General features: G+C 61.2%; 20 protein-coding genes and 1 pseudogene. 7 read left to right on the top strand and 14 right to left on the bottom strand.

The window, feature by feature from the left end; all coding sequences use genetic code 11:
• The first annotated feature begins 1 nt into the window (after position 1).
• Together AC0L7L_RS21750 and AC0L7L_RS21755 are read left to right on the top strand one after the other, a co-directional pair.
• Positions 2-976 (top strand): branched-chain amino acid ABC transporter permease, encoded by a 975-nt coding sequence (locus AC0L7L_RS21750; protein ID WP_272214647.1) that lies wholly within the window; start codon positions 2-4, stop codon positions 974-976.
• Positions 973-1,446, top strand: coding sequence for a thioesterase family protein (locus AC0L7L_RS21755; protein WP_473514224.1), 474 nt, complete (start codon positions 973-975; stop codon positions 1,444-1,446). The genes AC0L7L_RS21750 and AC0L7L_RS21755 overlap by 4 nt, the downstream gene beginning before the upstream one ends.
• Positions 1,447-1,542: 96 nt before the next feature.
• Here AC0L7L_RS21755 and AC0L7L_RS21760 read toward each other — a convergent pair whose 3' ends face one another.
• The 4 genes from AC0L7L_RS21760 to AC0L7L_RS21775 form a co-directional block, all read right to left on the bottom strand.
• Positions 1,543-2,745: an acetyl-CoA C-acyltransferase gene (locus AC0L7L_RS21760; protein ID WP_473514225.1), complete on the bottom strand. Its 1,203-nt coding sequence runs from the start codon at positions 2,743-2,745 to the stop codon at positions 1,543-1,545.
• A gap of 63 nt (positions 2,746-2,808) precedes the next feature.
• Positions 2,809-3,219: an acyl-CoA thioesterase gene (locus AC0L7L_RS21765; RefSeq protein ID WP_272214644.1), complete on the bottom strand. Its 411-nt coding sequence runs from the start codon at positions 3,217-3,219 to the stop codon at positions 2,809-2,811.
• A 4-nt stretch (positions 3,220-3,223) separates the two neighbouring features.
• The gene (locus AC0L7L_RS21770) at positions 3,224-4,141 is read right to left on the bottom strand and encodes an SDR family NAD(P)-dependent oxidoreductase (protein ID WP_473514226.1); all 918 of its coding nucleotides are present in this window, start codon (positions 4,139-4,141) and stop codon (positions 3,224-3,226) included.
• Positions 4,142-4,214: 73 nt separating this feature from the next.
• Positions 4,215-4,643, bottom strand: a complete 429-nt coding sequence (locus AC0L7L_RS21775) for a MaoC family dehydratase (RefSeq protein ID WP_272214642.1) — start codon at positions 4,641-4,643, stop codon at positions 4,215-4,217.
• Positions 4,644-4,810: 167 nt separating this feature from the next.
• Between AC0L7L_RS21775 and AC0L7L_RS21780 the strand changes: the two genes are divergently transcribed.
• The 3 genes from AC0L7L_RS21780 to AC0L7L_RS21790 all read left to right on the top strand — a co-directional run bounded on the left by AC0L7L_RS21780 (position 4,811) and on the right by AC0L7L_RS21790 (position 7,152).
• Positions 4,811-5,479 carry a TetR/AcrR family transcriptional regulator gene (locus AC0L7L_RS21780; protein ID WP_473514227.1) on the top strand — a complete coding sequence of 223 codons (669 nt, stop codon included), beginning with the start codon at positions 4,811-4,813 and terminating at the stop codon, positions 5,477-5,479.
• A 206-nt stretch (positions 5,480-5,685) separates the two neighbouring features.
• Positions 5,686-6,843 carry an iron-containing alcohol dehydrogenase gene (locus AC0L7L_RS21785; protein ID WP_473514228.1) on the top strand — a complete coding sequence of 386 codons (1,158 nt, stop codon included), beginning with the start codon at positions 5,686-5,688 and terminating at the stop codon, positions 6,841-6,843.
• A gap of 81 nt (positions 6,844-6,924) precedes the next feature.
• Positions 6,925-7,152: a hypothetical protein gene (locus AC0L7L_RS21790; RefSeq protein WP_272214638.1), complete on the top strand. Its 228-nt coding sequence runs from the start codon at positions 6,925-6,927 to the stop codon at positions 7,150-7,152.
• A gap of 119 nt (positions 7,153-7,271) precedes the next feature.
• Here the strand turns inward: AC0L7L_RS21790 and trpA are convergent, their stop codons facing one another.
• The 9 genes and pseudogenes from trpA to AC0L7L_RS21835 form a co-directional block, all read right to left on the bottom strand.
• Positions 7,272-8,105 (bottom strand): tryptophan synthase subunit alpha, encoded by an 834-nt coding sequence (gene trpA, locus AC0L7L_RS21795; protein ID WP_473514229.1) that lies wholly within the window; start codon positions 8,103-8,105, stop codon positions 7,272-7,274.
• Between the two features lies 1 nt (position 8,106).
• On the bottom strand, positions 8,107-9,294 hold the full coding sequence (trpB, locus tag AC0L7L_RS21800) for a tryptophan synthase subunit beta (RefSeq protein ID WP_272214637.1): 1,188 nt from the start codon (positions 9,292-9,294) through the stop codon (positions 8,107-8,109).
• Positions 9,295-9,296: 2 nt separating this feature from the next.
• Positions 9,297-10,223, bottom strand: coding sequence for an ABC transporter permease (locus tag AC0L7L_RS21805; RefSeq protein ID WP_272214636.1), 927 nt, complete (start codon positions 10,221-10,223; stop codon positions 9,297-9,299).
• The gene (locus tag AC0L7L_RS21810) at positions 10,220-11,734 is read right to left on the bottom strand and encodes a sugar ABC transporter ATP-binding protein (protein ID WP_473514230.1); all 1,515 of its coding nucleotides are present in this window, start codon (positions 11,732-11,734) and stop codon (positions 10,220-10,222) included. Before AC0L7L_RS21810 ends, AC0L7L_RS21805 begins: the two co-directional genes overlap by 4 nt.
• A gap of 75 nt (positions 11,735-11,809) precedes the next feature.
• On the bottom strand, positions 11,810-12,727 hold the full coding sequence (locus tag AC0L7L_RS21815; protein WP_473514231.1) for a sugar ABC transporter substrate-binding protein: 918 nt from the start codon (positions 12,725-12,727) through the stop codon (positions 11,810-11,812).
• Between the two features lie 46 nt (positions 12,728-12,773).
• Positions 12,774-14,249 carry a xylulokinase gene (locus AC0L7L_RS21820; protein ID WP_473514232.1) on the bottom strand — a complete coding sequence of 492 codons (1,476 nt, stop codon included), beginning with the start codon at positions 14,247-14,249 and terminating at the stop codon, positions 12,774-12,776.
• Positions 14,242-15,015: a tryptophan synthase subunit alpha gene (locus AC0L7L_RS21825; protein WP_272214630.1), complete on the bottom strand. Its 774-nt coding sequence runs from the start codon at positions 15,013-15,015 to the stop codon at positions 14,242-14,244. The genes AC0L7L_RS21820 and AC0L7L_RS21825 overlap by 8 nt, the downstream gene beginning before the upstream one ends.
• A gap of 157 nt (positions 15,016-15,172) precedes the next feature.
• Positions 15,173-16,129 carry an AraC family transcriptional regulator gene (locus AC0L7L_RS21830; RefSeq protein WP_272214629.1) on the bottom strand — a complete coding sequence of 319 codons (957 nt, stop codon included), beginning with the start codon at positions 16,127-16,129 and terminating at the stop codon, positions 15,173-15,175.
• Between the two features lie 322 nt (positions 16,130-16,451).
• A pseudogene (locus AC0L7L_RS21835) lies at positions 16,452-16,613 on the bottom strand (DDE-type integrase/transposase/recombinase); the annotation flags it as partial.
• 102 nt (positions 16,614-16,715) lie between these two features.
• Here AC0L7L_RS21835 and AC0L7L_RS21840 point away from each other — a divergent pair.
• Together AC0L7L_RS21840 and AC0L7L_RS21845 are read left to right on the top strand one after the other, a co-directional pair.
• Positions 16,716-16,958: a type II toxin-antitoxin system Phd/YefM family antitoxin gene (locus AC0L7L_RS21840; RefSeq protein WP_473514271.1), complete on the top strand. Its 243-nt coding sequence runs from the start codon at positions 16,716-16,718 to the stop codon at positions 16,956-16,958.
• Positions 16,958-17,395: a type II toxin-antitoxin system VapC family toxin gene (locus AC0L7L_RS21845; protein ID WP_272214627.1), complete on the top strand. Its 438-nt coding sequence runs from the start codon at positions 16,958-16,960 to the stop codon at positions 17,393-17,395. Before AC0L7L_RS21840 ends, AC0L7L_RS21845 begins: the two co-directional genes overlap by 1 nt.
• A 29-nt stretch (positions 17,396-17,424) precedes the next feature.
• On the opposite strand, the gene AC0L7L_RS21850 is transcribed toward AC0L7L_RS21845, so the two are convergent.
• Positions 17,425-17,604 (bottom strand): hypothetical protein, encoded by a 180-nt coding sequence (locus AC0L7L_RS21850; RefSeq protein WP_272214626.1) that lies wholly within the window; start codon positions 17,602-17,604, stop codon positions 17,425-17,427.
• Positions 17,605-18,136: the final 532 nt, after the last annotated feature.

Consider the following 18,136-nt stretch of genomic DNA (forward strand, 5'->3'; position numbering starts at 1 on the left):
GATGATCGAAGCCGAGGAATTCGAGACGGTGGCAGAGACCACCCGTCCGCACCGGCTACAGCGCGTCCTGGTGCTTGTGCTTATTGCCGCACTGATGGTTTTGCCGCTCTGGGTCTATCCTGTGTTGCTGATGAAACTGATGTGCTTTGCGCTCTTCGCGTCGGCGTTCAACCTGCTGCTTGGCTATGGCGGTCTTCTGTCCTTTGGTCACGCAGCTTTCTTCGGCGGTTCCGCCTATGCCACAGCGCATGCGCTGAAGGTCTGGGAGGTGACCCCCGAGCTCGCCATTCTCGCCGGGGTTGGTGCAGCACTTGTGCTGGGCCTGGCCATGGGGCTTCTGGCGGTGCGTCGGCAGGGGATCTATTTTGCCATGGTCACCCTCGCGCTTGCGCAGATGTTCTACTTCTTCTGCCTGCAGGCCCCCTTCACCCACGGCGAGGACGGCATTCAGGGTTTCTCGCGCGGCCGCCTTTTCGGGCTGATCGACCTTTCCGACAGCACCGTGCTTTACTACGTCTTCGCTGTTGTGTTCGTCGCCAGCATCTTCGCAATCTGGCGGATCGTGCACTCGCCCTACGGCATGATCCTGCAGGCCATCCGCGAAAACGAGCAGCGAGCGATTTCCCTCGGCTACTCGGTGCAACGCTACAAACTCGGCGCCTTCGTTCTGTCGGCTGGATTTGCCGGGCTTGCCGGCGGGCTCAAGGCGCTTCTGTTCCAGTTCGCCACGCTGACGGATGTGAACTGGCACATGTCGGGTGAGGTGATCCTGATGACCCTGCTCGGCGGCATCGGCAGCATCGCCGGCCCGATCGTGGGCGCAGGGCTTGTCGTGACCCTGCAGAACTATCTCGCCACCACCGGATTTCCGGTTACAACCGCACTCGGCGCAACCTTCATCGTCTGCGTTCTGCTCTTCCGTCGCGGGATCGTGGGCGAGTTTCGCCATCGTCTGGCCGTCAGGAGAAAGCCATGAACACCGAGATACCAACGCGCGCGTTCCGGGTGCTTCCCGACTGGGTCGACTTCAACGGTCACATGGGTGACTTTGCCTATGGCATAGCCTTTTCACGGGCGGTCACCGCGTTGATGGAGGAGGTCGGGCTTGACGACGCCTATCGGGCCGAAAGCGAAGCCACCCTCTACACGCTTGAGATGCGGATCGGCTATCAGCGCGAGTGCCATGAAGGTGACGCGTTCACAATCAGCACGCGGGTGCTTGCGGTCGATGCCAAGCGGATGCACCTCTATCAGGAGATGCTCGACGAAAGCGGGGAGCGGCTGGCCTGGTGCGAGCAGGTGCTTCTGCACGTCGCCCGCAAATCCGGCGCGCCGCGTGCAGCCCCGTTTCCGCCCGCCGCTGCGGCGCGCCTCGAGACGCTGGAAAAGGTCCAGCGGGACGAACCTTACCCGGTATGGCTCAATCGACCGACTGGTCTCGGCTGAGGCTCCCCGTGTGCGGATGGTCCGGGCGGGCCAAGTATTCAGGACGATCAAACTGAGACGGCCGCCGTGGCCGTCTCATTGTTTTTGAAGCCTGACCTACAGGACTTCGAAAAGCCCCGCCGCGCCCATACCGCCGCCCACGCACATGGTGACGACGACATAGCGCGCGCCGCGCCGTTTCCCCTCGATCAGGGCGTGGCCGACCATGCGCGCGCCCGACATGCCGTAAGGATGGCCGATCGAGATCGCACCGCCGTTCACGTTCAGCAGTTCGTCCGGAATTCCAAGCTGGTCGCGCGAGGGTATGACCTGGGCGGCGAAGGCCTCGTTCAGCTCCCAAAGGCCGATGTCGCCGACGCTCAGGCCGTGGGTCGAAAGCAGCTTGCTGACCGCAGGTACCGGGCCGATGCCCATTTCTTCCGGCGATACGCCAGTCACTGCGATCCCGCGATAGAGGCCGAGCGGGGAGAGCCCCCGGCGTTCCGCTTCGCGCCGCTCCATCAGGACCGCTGCCGAAGCGCCATCGGACAATTGCGAGGCGTTGCCTGGCGTCACGAACTCCCCTTGCTGCACCTGCTGACCGTCCCTGAAGACCGGGGCGAGGCCGGCCAGCCCTTCCAGCGTCGTGCTGGGACGGTTGCCCTCGTCGCGTTCCAGCGTGATTTCCTTCATCGTGGTCTCGCCGGTCTCGCGATTGGTGACCTGCATGACCGTGGTGATCGGCACGATCTCGTCGTCAAACTTGCCAGCAGCCTGTGCGGCGGCGGTGCGCTGCTGCGACTGGAGGGCGTAGGCGTCCTGTGCCGCGCGGCTCACGCCATTGCGGCGGGCAACGATTTCAGCGGTCTCCACCATCGACATATAGGTCGCCGGAATCTGCTCGTTGATCCAGGGGTCCTGCCAGTGGCGCGTGTTCATTTCGGACGTTTGAACCAGAGATATCTGCTCGACGCCACCGCCGATTGTAATAGACATCCCGTCGGCGATGATCTGCTTGGCAGCGATTGAAATCGCCATCAGGCCCGACGCGCATTGCCGGTCGACGCTCTGGCCCGCCACGGTCACGGGAAGGCCGGCGCGCAAAAGGCCCGTGCGGGCAATGTTCATATGGGTGGTGCCCTGTTGAAGGGCGGCGCCGATCACGACATCCTCGATCTGTGCGGGGTCAACGCCTGCGCGGGAGACGGCGTGTTCGATGGCATGGCCGATCAGCCGGGGTGCGCTGGTGGCGTTGAATGCGCCGCGATACGCCTTTCCAATCGGCGTGCGGGCGGTCGAAACGATGACGGCTTCCCTCATTGCGGGGTCTCCTTGTTGTCGGCGGCAGGATCGCGAAACAGCGCTTCTGCGCAGGACCGCAGTTCAGCCGTGAGCGATGTTGGGCGTCGGGTGGCCCGGTCGACATAGACATGGACGAGAACGGCCCCTTGCGCAGCATGTCGCATCCGGCTGTTCGAAAAGGCCGAAACCCCAGGTCAGGCTGGTCCGGCCGATCGCTTCGATCCGGACGCCGATGCCGAGCCGGGCGGGAAAAGTGATTTCCTTGAAGAATTGAGCGCCGTTCTGGACCACCAGGCCGATCGGACCTTCGGCCTCGGCCGCAAGGTCGAGCGCCCCATGCTCCAGCAGTGCTATGTTCATCGCCGTGTCGAAATACGAAAGGTAGGACACGTTGTTGACGTGACCGTAGATGTCGCAATCGTTCCATTGCGGCGCTGTCTCGTAGAGCCAGGCGTAAGCGCCGGGCGAAAGGGGTGGGAGCCGTTCGCTCATCGCTCTAACCCCTCTTCCCGAGAGCCTCGCGTGCGTTGGCGATGATCCGATCGACGTGGTCGAGACCGGTCATCACTTCGATCTCGTCGTTGAGGTTCGCTATTTCGTCGAAACGTTCTCCCACACTTTGGGGCGTGAAGTCCTGACCAGTGAAGCAGACCCCCTGGCTTTCGACCAGCGCAAGGCGGGCGACGGTGCCAGCGCCTGCAAGCAGCGCAATGCGCGAGGGGGCATCACGGCTCACCAGCCATACCGCTGCGGGCGATACCAGTTCGGGCGCAAGCAGTTCCAGCATGGCCGGATCCATCATGTCGCCGGTCATCCGCGTCGCCGCGGTGGGGACGATGGCGTTGACATGGATGCCGTATTTCGCACCTTCGAGATGGAGCACGTTCATCAGCCCCAATACGCCCATCTTGGCGGCGCCGTAATTGGACTGCCCGAAATTGCCATAGCTGCCCGACGTCGATGATGTGACGAGGATCCGGCCATATTTCTGTTCGCGCATTTGTGCCCAGACCGCCTTGGTCGCGATTGTCGTGCCCATCAGGTGGACTTCGACCACGCGCCGGAAATCCTCGATCTCCATTTTGGCGAAGGACTTGTCACGCAGGATACCCGCATTGTTGATCAGCACGTCGATCCGTCCGAAGGCCGAAAGCGCCTGGCCCACCATCTGTTGCATATCGGCCTCTGCGGTGACGTTGCCAGCATTGGCGATGGCGCGCCCGCCCGCCTCGGTGATCTCCCGCACCACGGCTTCGCTGGCCTCTGTAGTACCGCCGCTGCCATCACGCGCGCCGCCGAAATCGTTCACCACAACCGCTGCGCCGTGTTTGGCGAGCGTGAGGGCGTGCGAGCGACCCAGTCCGCCGCCAGCGCCGGTGATGATCGCCACCTGATCCTTGAATGAAACTGACATATGTATCTCCTCCGAATTGTTTGTCTTGACCAATTTCGTTTCTGTCGCGCGCCGCTGACCCGTTTCCTCGATCTCAGTCCCCGACCGTCAGAACCAGCCAGCTGGCCGCAAGAGCGGGGCGTTCCGACCCGTCGATTTCAACGCGCACGTCGTAACTGCGAAGGATGCCGCCTGCCTTTGGTGTCTCGCTCTCCAGCGTAAAGCTTCCGCGCAGGCGCGAGCCGACCGGGACGGGGGTAAGGAATCGCAACTTGTCGAATCCATAATTCACCTCGACAACGCCTGGCTTTGTCCGGGGCAGCGCGCTGCGGGCGAAGGCCGTCAGCATCGATGAAAGGTAGAAGCCGTGCACGATGGTGCCGTCATAGGCGGTTTCGGTTCTCGCCCGCTCTGGATCGACATGGATGAACTGATGGTCATCGATTGCGTCGGCGAACCGGTCGACCATCGGCTGGTCAACGCGTACCCAATCGGAAACGAGAGCGGAAACGGTTTCGGTCATCTTGGTCCTCCTGGGTAAACCTGAGTTTTTTCTTGCAACATACCCAGTAGTATGCGAATCCCGAACTGTCCAGACCTGATGCCGACGCGAAGTTTGTTGTCCGACCTCGCGATCAGCTTTATGGCTGGACGGGCACGAGCCTAGGACGTTGACTGCAGGGGGAACGGGTGGCCAAACAAGACATGCACCGGGAATGGGCGTTGAAGAGCAGAGGTCAGGAGGATTCGGGCACTCTCGGTGAGAGTGTAGTCGAAATCCTGGACTGCGCTGCGCTCTGCTTCACCGAAATGGGGTTCCAGGGCACAAGCATTGATGATGTTGCGCGACGCCTGGGCGCGACCAAGGGTCGCATCTACCATTACTTCCGATCCAAGACCGATCTCTTCTTCGAGGTTCACCGCGAAGGAATGAGGCGTCTGATGGACGCGGTGACGGCAGCGAAGTCGGATGAAGGAACCGGCCGCGAAAAACTGCAGCGCATGCTAGAGACGCATGCCCTGACCATGATGCAGAACATCGCCTATGAAGCCGTTGTCGTGCAGGGCGTCCATATGCATCGCCTGAGCGCGACCACCCCCGAACAACGCATCAGCCTCGACGAGATCATGGACATCAGACACCGATTCGAACAGCTTTTCGTCGAAGCTTTCCGCGAAGGTCAGGCGGATGGAAGCGTTCGTCGGGATGCCGATATGTCGTTGGCCGTCAAAGGCATGCTCGGGGCGGTGAACTGGATGACGATCTGGTATCGCCCGCGCTCCGACGAGAGCCCCGAGCAGCAGCGGGCAATGGCGCGCCGCGTTGCCGCGTTGCAGATTGGCGGGATCTCCGGATGAATGCAGGTCATCGATCCCGGCATTTTCGTGCCCGATAGGCGCATCAAACAGATCGCGGGCTTTTCCTGAGCATATCGAGGTTCGGGAAGTCACCCCGACCTTAATCGCGAATGCCGGCACAGGTCTTCATCGCGACCGCCGGCTTTTCGCCTGTTGCGCTGTTTGGCTTCAGTTTCAGCCGCTGAGACTGCATTTGGAGGAAGACAATGGATAAATTTGCATTCGACACCGCCAAGTCGATAAGATTTGGTGTTGGCATTCTGGATAATCTGGCGGCATTGGTGAAGGCGCAGATCGGTGATCGCGTCATGCTCGTAACCGATCCCGGTATGATGGGGACGGGAATTGTTGAACGTGCGGTGAGCCTTCTGAGCGATGGCGGCATTGCCGTGGAGCTGTTCAGCGATGTCGAGGCCGATCCGCCGGAGCATGTGGTGCTTGCCGCAGTGGACAAGGCGCGTGCGGCCAACGCGCAAGGCATTCTCGGCCTTGGCGGCGGCTCGTCGCTGGACGTCGCCAAGCTTGTCGCGCTTTTGGTGCAGGGCAACGAAACGCTTGAAGATGTTTATGGCGTGAACAAGGTGCGTGGCCGGCGCCTGCCGCTCATCCTTGTGCCGACGACCGCGGGCACCGGCTCCGAAGTCACGCCGATTTCCATTGTCACCACCGGCGCCAGCGAGAAGATGGGCGTGGTCTCGCCTGTGCTACTGCCGGATGTCGCTGTACTTGATCCGGCTTTGACTTACGGACTTCCTCCGCACATAACGGCGGCAACCGGCATCGATGCCATGGTTCACGCGATCGAGGCATTCGCGTCGGCCAGCCCCAATAACAACCCGTTATCGCGCATGCTGGCTACGCAGGCTCTGACCTTGATGGGCCGCTCCCTGCTCAAAGCCGTCAAGGATGGTTCGGACGTGGCTGCGCGGTCGGATATGCTTCTGGGGTCAATGCTGGCCGGGCAGGCCTTTGCAAATTCTCCCGTCGCTGCGGTTCACGCGCTTGCCTATCCGCTGGGCGGGCACTTCCACATTCCGCATGGCCTTTCCAATGCGCTGGTTTTGCCGCATGTTCTGCGCTTCAACATTGTGACATCGCCCGGGCCCTATGCCGAACTCGCCCCCTTCGTATTTCCGGAGCTTTCGGCTCTGGAGGGGCAGGAAAGGGCCGTTGCCTTCTGCGAGAGCCTTGAGAATTTGTCACGCGCTTGCGGTCTGCAACCCTCTCTCAGAGCAATGAATATCCCCGAGGAAATCCTTCCGACACTTGCATCTGACGCGATGAACCAGACCAGGCTGTTGGTCAACAACCCACGCCCGGTTTCTGAAGAGGATGCGCTCGCGATATATCGCGCGGCATTCTGAAAGGTCAGGGAGCGGCATGTCGCGCTTCCTGAGAGCTCAACTCGACAAGACTTGAGCGGTTTCAGTGGTTTGTGGTTCCGTTTGCTGCCAAACAGAACGGAACTACACACGCAGCTTCGGGCCGACTGGGCCGGTCACGGGCGTGGCTTCAACGACCTCAAGGCGATCGAGTGCCGCCACCTGATTGCCACCATGGCCGGAAAGTCTGCCTGCGTGATTGATTTCGACAAGGGCTTCGAGATCGAACGCGCCGTCCACGCCATGGCTGCAGCGCATGACAAGCGCGGCTGGAGACGCCCCAACATATAGTGCGAACTCTGACAGCCATTATGCGCTCGCAAGCCTTCAGGGGCGATTTCGGCCGCGTATGAGACCTTGGCCCAAGGTGCTGGTCCGCCTTGCCAAGCCCCCTGATCGATACGGCTACTCTAGATCTCAACCCTGTAGGTTGAGATCCTGTCTGAAAGGGCTTGTTCCAGGGCAGGACCGGCTTGCGGGAATTGTTGCTGCAGCGCATTGGACGCGTCGATCAGGGCCGTTGCGACGATGACACCGTCGGCCACGCTTGCAACGCCCGCGGCCATTTCCGGGGTCTTGACGCCGAAGCCCACCATGACGGGCAGGCTGCTCTGACGCCGGCAGCGCTCGACGGCCTCGGCAATCGCGGACTGCGGCGCAGATGGTCCGCCGGTTGGGCCGACCACCGGGATACAGTAGAGAAAGCCGCCGAGCCCCGGTCGGCCGACGGCGAAATCCGCAGCATCGAGCGTCGGGGCAGCGAGCGGGATCATGTAGAGCCCGTGTCGGAAAAGCGCATCCAGCAGTGCGTCGGCTTCGCGCAGCGGCATGTCGGCGGCGATGATGCCGTCGATCCCGGCCGCCGCCGCCTTTTCGGCAAAGCGCTCGACACCGAGTGCCATGATCGGATTGGCATAACCCATCAGCACCAGCGGCGTGGTGTCATCGTCCTCCCGGAAGGCCCGGCAGAGTTTGATGGTGCCGGATAGGTTGCCGCCGGCCTCCATGGCCCGCCTATTGGCCTTCTGGATCGTCGCGCCGTCGAGGATCGGATCGGAAAACGGATAGCCGATCTCTATGAGATCGATCCCGGCGGAAACGAAGGTCTTCAGCCGGGCGAGGCTTTCATCGAACGTCGGATCGCCGCCGACGGTGAAGGTAGCGAAGGCCTTTCGACCCTGCTTTTGAAGCCTGTCGAAAAGCGCGTCGATCCGGTTTGTTTTTTGTGGGGTCTTCTTCACCATATCAGTCTTCCTGCCAGAGAATATCGATGTCCTTGTCGCCGGATGAGGGCGCCATGATCACCACCGCCTCGTCCGGCTCCATGGTGCGGGCAATCTTCGACGCTGCTGCCAGTGCGTGGCCGGCCTCGAGGCAGAGGAGCACGCCCTCCGTCTCGGCAAGCCGGCGCACTGCCTTTTGCGCTTCCTCGTCTGTAACCGACATGGTTTCAATGCGGCCGCGCTCGACAAGATCGGCGAGCTGCGGCGCCGATCCCGGATAGGCAAGACCCGGCGCGATTGAGGCGGCCGGCAGGATCTGGCCCTCCGCGTCGGAGAGAACCAGCGTTTCTGCGCCGTGGAAAATGCCGCGCTGTCCATGTGAAAGCCGCGCGGAATCAAGAGCGCCGGGCGCGCCTGAACCCGCCGCCTCCACAGCGATGAGACGGACCGCTGGATCGCTGACGAAGGAGGAAAACAGGCCGATGGTCGACGAGCCGCCGCCGACAGCGGAAAACAGCGCCGCCGGGAAAATGCCACCCTCGATCAGCTGCAGCCGCGTTTCCTTACCGATGACCGACTGAAACGCCGCCACCATTTCCGGGAATGGGTGCGGGCCGATCGGCGCGCCGGCAACATAGGCATCGGTCTCCGAATGTCCCATCCAGTGGCGGATTGCGGCGCTGGTTGCAGCACTCAGCGCGCGGTCGGCGTCATCGACGATCTCGAGACGCGCGCCGAAGAGGCGCATCTTCTTCACCGCTGCCGCTTGGACGGCGGCGTCGCGCGCGCCCATATAGATGGTGCACCGCATGGAAAAACGCGCGGCTGCTGCTGCGGCGGCTATGCCGTTCTGCCCGGAGCCCGTATCGGTCACCACACCCGACAGTCCCATGCGGCGGGCGAGCAGGCACTGGCCGACGGCGGAGTTGGCGTAATTGCCGCCATTGAAGGTCAGGTCATCGCGTTTCAGGACGATTCGTGCACCGCCCGTACGGGCCGGAAATGACGGCACATCGAAGAGCGGGGTCGGGCGGCCGACGAAACGGTTAAACAGCACATTGAGCTCGGCATGAAAGGCAGGGTCCGACCATGCCGCGCGGTAGGCTGCGTCCAGCCGGTCGAGCACGGGCAAAAGGACGGGGGCGACGAACTGACCGCCGAAGGAGCCATAGCGGCCCGCGCGAGATTGGGTTGCGTGAATGCGCGTCATCTTCAGGCCCTTCCTACACGGCGCACCAGAACGGCTGCAAGAATGATGGTGCCGGTTATGATATCCTGAAGGAATGTCGAAACCCCGAGGATGGTCAGCCCGTTGCCGATCACGGCGATGATGGCCGCACCGACCAGCGTCCCGGGCACATTGGCTTCACCCTCGCGAAACGCGGTCATGCCGAGAAACACCGCCGCATAGGCCGAAAGCAGATAGCCGCCACCGCCGGTCGGGCCCGCCGAGCCGATGCGCGCCGTCAAAAGAATGCCGACAAGAGCCGAAAACACCGCCGAAATGATGAAGGCGAACATGGTGTTGGAGACGATCTTGACGCCGGCAAGACGGGCGGCTTCACGGTTGCCGCCGATCGCATAAAGCCTGCGTCCGACCTCGAACTTGTCGAGGATCAGCCAGGCGACAATGGCGATGCCGACCAGCCACCAGGTCAGCGTCGGCAGGCCGAGCGTACGACCGCGCCCGATATCGCGGAAGCCGCCGGGAATGTCACCGAAGAGCGTCGCGCCCTCGCTGAGCCAGAAGGTGATGCCGCCGATGATTGTGCCGACGGCAAGCGTTGCGATGAAGGACAGCACCTCGAACCGTGCCACGACAAAGCCGGAGATCGCCCCGAAAACCGAGGCCGCTGCCAGCACGACAAGACAGGCGAGCGGGGCCGGAACACCAAGCTTGAACAGCACGACGACGAGGATCCCGCCGAAGGAAACGATCGAGGCTGTCGACAGATCGAATTCGCCGACAGCCATAACCACGGTCGCGCCGATCGCAACAATGGCGAGTAGGGTCATCTGCTGGGTGATGTTGATCAGGTTATTGGCCGAGCCGAAGGCGTCCGGTGACGCGATCGAGAAGGCAATGATGATAATGACAAGTGCGGCAAGCGTGCCGTAACGTCTGACGAGACCGGTCATGCTGCAGGGTCTTTCCGTGACTGATGTTGAAATGCGGCATCGATGATGGCCGGCGGGGTGAGCGCCTGGCCCGAAAGTTCTGCGGTCACCTCCCCGCCGGCGAGCACGAGAACGCGCGAGGACAGCTGAAGAAGCTCATCCATGTCGGATGTGGTCATCAGCACCGCCGCACCCTCATCGGCAAAGCGGCGCGCAACCGCATGGATTTCCGACTTGGCGCCGACATCCACGCCGCGCGTCGGCTCATCGAGAATGAGAAGGCGGATCGGGCGACCGAGCCAGCGTCCGAATAGAAGCTTCTGCTGATTGCCGCCCGAAAGCGTCAGCGGCCTGTCAAAGGGAGATCCCATTTTGACCGAAAGCGCCTTCCTCACCTCTTCCGCGCGTCGCTTCAGCGCGGAAACGCTTGTCCAGGGAAGGCTGGCCGCCAGACGTACGGCTGCGAGATTGGCGATGGCGAGATTTTCCGCGATCGTTCGGCTGGTGATCAGCCCTTCATGGCGACGATCCTCCGGTACATAAGCGCCGCCTGAAACAATCCGGTCGCCGATCCGGCCGGGGCGGAGCGTCTTGCCATTGAGGAATATCCCACCTTTATCATGGGAGGTCGCGCCCCAGACGATCTTCATCAGTGAAGAACGACCCGCGCCGACGAGGCCGTAGAGCCCCAGAATTTCGCCGGCCCGGATATCGAAGGAAACCTCCGAGCCATGGTTGCCGAAGGGTAGATCGCGGACCTTCAGCACGACGGGATTTCCGGTTTCGGCCGGCCTTTGGGCAAGCCGCACCTCATCGCGCCCCGACATCAGCCGAACCAGCCCGGCGCGGTCGATCTCTGAGATTTCGCCGGAACCGGCGGTTGCGCCGTTTCTGAGAACGGTGAAGCGGTCGCAGATTTCCACAACCTCGTCCAGTCGGTGGGAAATGAAGATCACGGCGACGCCACGCTCTGAAAGCCGTTCTACTGCCCTGTAGAGCCGCCGCGCCTCGCCGTCCGAAAGCGAAGCCGTCGGCTCGTCCATCACGACAAGCCGAGCCGGCTCGCCGATCAGCGCCCGGATGATCTCGACAAGCTGTTTCTGGCCGGTCGTCAGCCGCGCCGCCGGCACATCAAGCGGCAGGTCCGGAGCAATATCACGCGCGGTCTCGGCAATCTTCTCGGCCATGGCGCGCCGATCAATGAATGGTCCGCGCTTGGGGTAGTGTCTGCCGACAAAGGCATTCTCGACAGCGTTAAAATGCGGCACCAGGCTCAGCTCCTGATGGATGAAGCGGAAGCCTAGTGTCTCGGCATGGTGAACATTCTCGATCGTCACCGGTTTGCCGTCGATCAGAATTTCGCCGGCGTCGGGCTTCAAAAGCCCGGACAGTGTCTTGATCAGCGTCGATTTTCCCGCGCCGTTCTCGCCAAGAAGGCCGTGTACGGAACCCGCCCCGACATCGAGGTAGGCGCCGTCAAGCGCGCGCGCTCCGCTGAAGCGCTTTTCAAGCGCCTTGATGCTCAGCAACATGGTCATAGTCCTGCAGAAGTTAAAGCGGAGCCGATCGACCGCCCCGTGGGCGGAACGGGCGACCGGAATGATGCCTCAGGGGCAGGTCACGCCAAGCGATTCCGGCGTGATCAGAACGGCCGGCACATAAATTTCATCGCTATCTGCCGCGCCGCCTTCGAGGATCTTTTCAAGCTGTTCGGCTCCAGCGGCCGCCATGCCCGGGAAGTCCTGACGGAATGTACCCTTGAAATGTGTGCAGGACTTGATCATGTCGATTGCCTGCGCATTGCCGTCAATGCCCATGATGATGAGCTTCGAGTCCGGCAGTTCGGATTCGGTCGCCAGTTCCGCGCCGATGCCCGGATCGTCGAATGCTGCCCAGACGCCGTCGATTTGGTCGCCGTACTGACGCAGGATGTTTTCCATGGCGATGCGGCCGTCATCGACAGGACCGGGCACCTTGACGAAGTGTTCAGCGATCACATTGATATCCGAGTATTTTTCCAGCGTCGCGTCAAGGCCGAGTTCGCGCTGGTGCACGCCGGGATGGGCGGAGTGGTAGAACTTGACGATATTGCCCTTGCCGCCGAGCGCATCGAACAGCGCTTCGGAAAGCTGGGTGCCAAGCTCGAAATTGTTTGAGGTGACGTTGACGGCGACATTTTCGTGCTTGGAGCCGTCGAGCGAGATCATCGGAATGCCGGCTTCGGCGGCCATGTCGACCTGATCGCCGACCTGTCCCGGATCGGTCGAGATCAGCACGATCGCATCTGCCTTGGCGTTGACCGTGTCTTCCAGGCGCGATGCGAGCTGGCCGAAGTCGTTGCGGGTGTCGATGACGGTGATGTCCCAGCCGCGCTTCTCGCCCTCCGTCTTGAAGCTCTGAGCCATCTCGTTGGTCGGGATTGAGCTGATATAGGGGGTGAGAATGGTGACATCTGTCGCAAGCGCGGCGGACGAACCGGCAAGTGTCAGCGCGAAGGCTGCAAGTGTGGTCTTGATTGTTTTCATTATACTGTTCCTCTTCCTCTTCCTTGTTTGATTTATCCGGGACCCGTTAACGGATCGGGTCGTCCGTCTCTATGATTCCGATCGGCTTCAGCGCGTCGATGGCCTTGACGTAGGCCTCGAACATGCGGTCATAGCGCCGCGCACGCTTGGGGTCCGGTTCAAATATCGTCTGAACTGACGTCATCGCCGGTACGGCCTCGGCAATGGTTGAAAATGCGCCGACGCCGACGGCCGCCATGATGCCGGCGCCAAGACAGCCGACATCATTATAGGAAAACCTGTGAAGGGCGACCCCGAGGCAATCCGCACGAATCTGGCTCCACAGATCCGAACGCGCGCCGCCACCGCCATAAAGCAGCCAGTCAGGGCGAAAACCGGCGGCATCGGTGAGGGAGCTGAAAAGCTGACGAGCCGAAAGGGCAACGCCTTCCAGCACGGAAAGCGCGAATTCAGGCCCCCCGGTGCGGCTGTCGAGGCCGACGAACGATCCCCGGATATCCGCATCCCAGAGCGGTGCGCGCTCGCCTTCCAGATGCGGCAGGAACAGGACAGGACGGCCATCGCGATCCGCTTTTTCGGCAAGGGCTGCAACATCCCCCGGCTCGACGCCGACCGTCCGGCTCCACCAGCGCAGCGAATCCGCGCCGCTTTGCGTCGGTCCGGCATTGACGACCAGCCCATCGACGGTCGCGAAGGTGACGACGCCGGGGGCGCCGATGCGCTTCTGTCCGGCAAGCGCCAGGATCTCGCTGGTGCCGGAGACATACATGCCCTGTCCGGGCCTAAATACGCCGCAGCCGAAGAGATTGCCCCAGGCATCCATGGTGCCGACGACCACGGGAACACACCGGGCGTGGCTGCCAAGCTTCATCTCGCCGGCGATGTCCGTGAAGAAACCGAGTGGCGGCAGGCGATCGGCGGCACCCTCGACGCGGGCGATCAGTGGATCGATATAGCCAAGGTCGAGCCCGACATGACCGAAGGATGCGATCGGGTCGGCGACCGCTTTTCCCGTCAGCCGCAGCAGGCAATAGTCCTTGGGCGACAGAACGTAGCGGGTCTTTTCATAAAGGTCCGGACGGTGTTTCCTGAACCACATCATCTTGGCAAGCAAATGGCTCGCACCGATCGGCATTTCGGCGCCCCACCAGGCTTTTTTGTCGGCCGGCGAGATCGTGCGGTCGAGCGCCTCGGCCTCGCGCGCGGCGCGCACATCCTGCCAGACGATCGCCGGTGCCAGCGGTTGGCCGGCAGCATCCACGAAAACATCGGTATTGACCTGGCTGCAAAGCCCGACGGCTGCAACGCGATCGGGATCGCGCCCGTCAAGCAGGCCGTTAATGGCGTCGCGTATGCCATCGATCCAGTGTTGCGGGTTTTGTTCGACGATGCCCGGGCCTGGCCTTTCCGTCGGATAGTTGCGGCTCCAGTGATCGATCACATCGCCGCCAAGGGTGAAAAGCCCGGCCTTGACGGCGGTGGAGCCGATATCGAACCCGATCACATAGGCATCGTCACGCATCAAGCCCGCTCCTCAGATCGGCGAGAAGCGTCGCAAGCGGTGCGCGTCCTTCAAGCGACGTTCGCAGCACCTTCGAACCGACGATGACGCCATCGGCGCCAAGCGTCATGGCCTGGCGGGCCTGAGTGCCTTCGGAAATTCCGAAGCCGAGCAGGATAGGTGCCCGTGCGCCTGCCGCGTGCAGCCGTGCGATACGGTCTTCATTGGCAGGGTCGAGCACGGCGCGCGGCCCGGTCGGACCGTCATGCGCCTGAAGCATTATATAAAATTCTGCTTCGCGTGCCCTTGCGAGATCGCGCTCATCGAGCGGCAGCGCCAGGAATGGCGATATGAGGACGCCGTGATCGGAGGCCTGTCGTTCCAGCCGTACGGCCAGCGGATCGTCGGATCTTGCGACTACGAGCAGACTGTCGAGCCCGCGCCACAGGTCTGGCGTGTCGAGGCCCGGATGGACGGCATCGGCATAGGTCATCAGCAGGGCGCGCGGTGGCTTCCGATATGAGGCAAGCCGAGCGAGGACGGCGTCGAGATCTGCCCGCCAGTTGCGGCGATCAGCGCGCTCCATGGAAGCGCGAACATCATTGCCATCGAGATAGGGATCGAGCGACGCCATACCAATCTCGATGATATCGACGCCCTCGCCTGCATAGACATCCAGCAATTCCGTCGAGACGCGTTCATCGCCGAGCGGAAAATAGCAGCTCAATAGTGGTGTTTTCGGCAGAGCGCGCCGCTCGTTCGCCTCCGCCTTCACGCCTATGTTCATTTCAATCCTGCCTCAGTATCGTCCTGCATGTGCTGCGGAGGTGATAGCCCCGCAGATCAGGCAACGATGCCGCAATGTCACCGGATTGTCATCCCGCCAAGGGGCTCCGATCACGGCCTGATGCCGGATTTATGCAGGATGTGGATAAGGCTAGGTGTCAGTGGCGGCTTTTGCCATCATCCGACGGCAGCACGCCGAAGATTTCATAATAGCTCGCAGAGAAACGGCCAAGGTGCTGGATGCCGGCGCGCCGCGCTGCAGCGCCGACCGGCTGGCCGTCATCGACAATCAGTCTGCGGGCCTCTTCCATCCTCACCCGCTTCAGCATTTCATAAGGCGTTTTCTGATAGTGTCGCTGGAAACCCTCGTAGAGCGCGCGTTCGGAAACGCCGATCTCCGAGGCAAGCGCCGTCATCGATAGCTTCTCCCCGAAACGGGTGTGAAATGCATCCATCACCCGCTTTACATGGCGCGGCGTTGCGGCGAGGCGGTCGGGGACGACTGTCTTTCCGTTCAGAAACGGGATATTGGCGAGGATCAGATTGATGATCCTGTCGGTGATGCCCTCCCGCAGGAGATCACCGTCGCCGCCCTCCTTGGCAAGATCGGCGGACAGGAGCTGAAATTCTTCCAGAAGCCGCTTTCCATGACCGGTTTTCAGATCGATGACCGGGTCGAAGATCGGCGTCTGTGTATTCGCGCCATGGGTCAGCCGGGCAACGCGCTGCTCGAGCCTGCAGCGGTCGATCTGCAGCATCCATTGCCGCGTTTCAGCGTGCCAGCGCGAGCGGAACCGGGGGCCGGGCGACAATAGCAGCGCCTTGCCGGGCGCGGAGCTGATCTCGGACTTTCCGAAATCAATCCGTACACCGCCGGCAAGCGGCATCTCCAGCATGTAGAATTCTTCAAACCCCGGCGCGCTGACCTCGATCTCGGTGCCATATTCGAGGCAGTTGAAAGCACCATGGGCGGATTTGACAGCGTTGTGACGGAAGCTGACTTCGCGCCCGGCATAGACCTCCAGACGATGATCGCAGAAAGAGCGTTTCATATAGTGTTCGGCATCGAGCGGATCGCTCGATCTGTAGCTGACAAGATGTTCAAGGCCCGTCATTCTTTCCTCCGACAAACTGTCAACCGCGTCTCAAAAGCAGGATTTGGGCAGTTTTGAGAGCTATTGACGCTTCATTTGAAGCATTTCTCATCAAAAGGCTCAACGTCGTTTCTTTCACATTCAGCTTTACGCGAAAAAACTGTCGCGCGTTCATTAGGCTCGCTGGAAGGTGGATAGAATAACATGCGCGCTCTTGCGGCCCGTATCTATGAGAGTCTGACGTTGGCCGAATGGCGGCTGGCCGACGCAGTTATCAGATGGGCCTGCCGAGCTACACTGAAGTGGTCCTGCGTTTCCGGACCGGTTTGCGGCCTAGGGTCAGATCACGCAGAGACGCCATGCGGCACCAACTTAGCACTTTCCGCGTCGCCCAATCCATGATCGCCACGAGATGCAGGAACCCGCGCCGTACCGGAATGTAAGTCATGTCGCCACACCAGACCTGGTTCGGGCTTGTGATTGGCAGCATGCCCAGTTTTGCCGGACCACTTCAGTTCATCCCATTCGGTCAAAGCGCCCAGCCCTTGTGAAACGCGGGGAGATGAATTATGTGTGACTACAGTGGTTACAAACGGTGATGACAATGATGAAGGAAATCCAGCTCAGGGATGCCAAGGCGACCTTTTCGGCGGTTGTCGACCAGGCGGTGCGCGGCACGCCTTCCGTGATTACGCGTCATGGTCGGAAAGAAGCCGTTGTTTTGTCCTACGAAGAGTATGAAAAGCTTTCCCACGTGCCCAGTTTCGGTCAGCTTCTGGCCGCTTATCCGGGAGATGAAGACACAATTGCCGAACGCAATGACAAGCCCGGCCGGCCCGTCGATTTTTGATGTATCTCGTTGATACCAATGTTATTTCCGCGCTTGCGCCCTCCAGACGAAAGGAGGAGACGGGGTTGATCGACTGGCTTGATCACGCAAGCGACCATCTGTTCCTGTCGGTGATCACGGCCTCGGAGGTCAGATCGGGGATTGCAAAGGCGGAGCGAGAACTGGCGACGGCCAAGGCTGAACGGTTGCGGGCATGGTGGCAAAGCATTGAATATCTCTATGCCGAAAAGCTGCTGGCCTTCGATCTTCGATGTGCGTATGCCGCCGGTGAAATACTTGATGCTGCCCGCGCCCATCAGCCGGGATTTGCCGATATTGCCATCGCCGCGACTGCAAAGGCCCATGGATTGACGGTGCTGACCCGCAATGTCCGTCATTTCGAACCCCTCGGGGTTCTGGTGATTGACCCGTTTCAGTCGCTGCCGCCGCTTGGGTGAAATCGGTTTTCCTTCGAGAATGGACACTGTCAGCCGAAGGGATGGGCCTTTCCCGATGTTGCGTCGAAATAGTTGGTGGCGGCGTGATCGAGCCACACCTGTATCGTGATGCCATATTCTATGTCCATCCGTTCACGAAATACGGCGGAAACGGACTGCTCCTGGACCGTGAGCTGGGTACAAATTTCCGAAGCGTTCGGTTCCACCACGCCGATTTCCTCCTCTACGCCGCCCGCGGCTGGACTATCCCGCCGCGTTCGTGTCCGACTTCTGCTCCGCCGTTTATAGGAGAACACCGCGAAACTGCTAAACCACGTCATGGGACATGATCGGAAACCTTCGGGCGGTCCTGTTCGCTTGTCACCAGCGCCTTTTTGAAGGTCTTGTCGTTGCTGCGCAGGCCCCCCAAGACAGTGTCGTGAGAAACTTTGATCCTCGCAGCCTACAGGTCCGCCGAAAATGCGCTCCGCAGCAGGGCGACCCGTCAAGTCATCATGCAGCGCTGCGGCAATGCGTGTTCGCTAAATCGACGAAAGGGAACCTCGCAATGATTTCGTTTATGACTTACAGGCTCTAGCAACCATATCTCTCATGACGTTTGAGGGGCCCGCTTCTGGCGCGCTTTGGACAGGGCGTTTGCGGTTATCATGAGCTTGCGGCTTACCGCCACGATGACACCCGCGTGGGCGATCAAGAGCGACTTGGGTCATTCTGAAAGATCGCACAGGTCGATCACCGACA

The sequence above is a fragment of the Martelella sp. K41-7 genome, assembly GCF_055808365.1.

Coding starts and splice junctions, on each gene's coding strand:
- AC0L7L_RS21815 (WP_473514231.1), bottom strand. CDS start 12,727: ATGAAAACAATCAAGACCACACTTGCAGCCTTCGCGCTGACACTTGCC.
- trpA (WP_473514229.1), bottom strand. CDS start 8,105: ATGGTGAAGAAGACCCCACAAAAAACAAACCGGATCGACGCGCTTTTC.
- AC0L7L_RS21755 (WP_473514224.1), top strand. CDS start 973: ATGAACACCGAGATACCAACGCGCGCGTTCCGGGTGCTTCCCGACTGG.
- AC0L7L_RS21845 (WP_272214627.1), top strand. CDS start 16,958: ATGTATCTCGTTGATACCAATGTTATTTCCGCGCTTGCGCCCTCCAGA.
- AC0L7L_RS21805 (WP_272214636.1), bottom strand. CDS start 10,223: ATGACCGGTCTCGTCAGACGTTACGGCACGCTTGCCGCACTTGTCATT.
- AC0L7L_RS21820 (WP_473514232.1), bottom strand. CDS start 14,249: ATGCGTGACGATGCCTATGTGATCGGGTTCGATATCGGCTCCACCGCC.
- AC0L7L_RS21840 (WP_473514271.1), top strand. CDS start 16,716: ATGAAGGAAATCCAGCTCAGGGATGCCAAGGCGACCTTTTCGGCGGTT.
- AC0L7L_RS21775 (WP_272214642.1), bottom strand. CDS start 4,643: ATGACCGAAACCGTTTCCGCTCTCGTTTCCGATTGGGTACGCGTTGAC.
- AC0L7L_RS21825 (WP_272214630.1), bottom strand. CDS start 15,015: ATGAACATAGGCGTGAAGGCGGAGGCGAACGAGCGGCGCGCTCTGCCG.
- trpB (WP_272214637.1), bottom strand. CDS start 9,294: ATGACGCGCATTCACGCAACCCAATCTCGCGCGGGCCGCTATGGCTCC.
- AC0L7L_RS21760 (WP_473514225.1), bottom strand. CDS start 2,745: ATGAGGGAAGCCGTCATCGTTTCGACCGCCCGCACGCCGATTGGAAAG.
- AC0L7L_RS21770 (WP_473514226.1), bottom strand. CDS start 4,141: ATGTCAGTTTCATTCAAGGATCAGGTGGCGATCATCACCGGCGCTGGC.
- AC0L7L_RS21830 (WP_272214629.1), bottom strand. CDS start 16,129: ATGACGGGCCTTGAACATCTTGTCAGCTACAGATCGAGCGATCCGCTC.
- AC0L7L_RS21810 (WP_473514230.1), bottom strand. CDS start 11,734: ATGTTGCTGAGCATCAAGGCGCTTGAAAAGCGCTTCAGCGGAGCGCGC.
- AC0L7L_RS21785 (WP_473514228.1), top strand. CDS start 5,686: ATGGATAAATTTGCATTCGACACCGCCAAGTCGATAAGATTTGGTGTT.
- AC0L7L_RS21750 (WP_272214647.1), top strand. CDS start 2: ATGATCGAAGCCGAGGAATTCGAGACGGTGGCAGAGACCACCCGTCCG.
- AC0L7L_RS21765 (WP_272214644.1), bottom strand. CDS start 3,219: ATGAGCGAACGGCTCCCACCCCTTTCGCCCGGCGCTTACGCCTGGCTC.